The sequence below is a fragment of the Clostridium sp. HCP1S3_C6 genome (genome assembly GCF_052066735.1).
Taxonomy (GTDB): domain Bacteria; phylum Bacillota; class Clostridia; order Clostridiales; family Clostridiaceae; genus Clostridium.
Genome location: NZ_JBQHRN010000090.1, coordinates 1 through 325, shown reverse-complemented (window position 1 = coordinate 325; position 325 = coordinate 1). Strand labels below are relative to the sequence as shown.

At 31.4% G+C, this 325-nt stretch carries 1 protein-coding gene; it reads right to left on the bottom strand.

All coding sequences use genetic code 11. From position 1 onward, the window contains the following. Nucleotides 1–325 (bottom strand): hypothetical protein (locus ACTNAO_RS12890; RefSeq protein ID WP_441029715.1); only part of this gene is annotated, 325 nt, incomplete at both ends.

The following is a 325-nucleotide window of genomic DNA, read 5'->3' as shown; positions in this document are numbered from 1 at the left end:
CTTTTTTAACTTTTGTGAAAGACGTAAAAATGCTTTGCTTTCGCAATCTTGTTTTATTTCCTCATCACTAAGTTTTTTTGCTGAATACTCAGCATCATTTTCAATAGGTTCCGTTGCTATACTTGCTACAAGATTATTTCCAAAATATATTTTGGCTTCTAAAACGCTTCGGTGATATCTTGTATATTCCTCAGTTGTTCCACGATTATAGCATCTTTCAAGATAATTATCATTTTTCTTTTGAAGACCTTCATCGAGCTCTGTTCCATCAACTATAACAAGCCATTTTTTAAATACTTTTGCATCATTAAATGTCTTTCTTCGA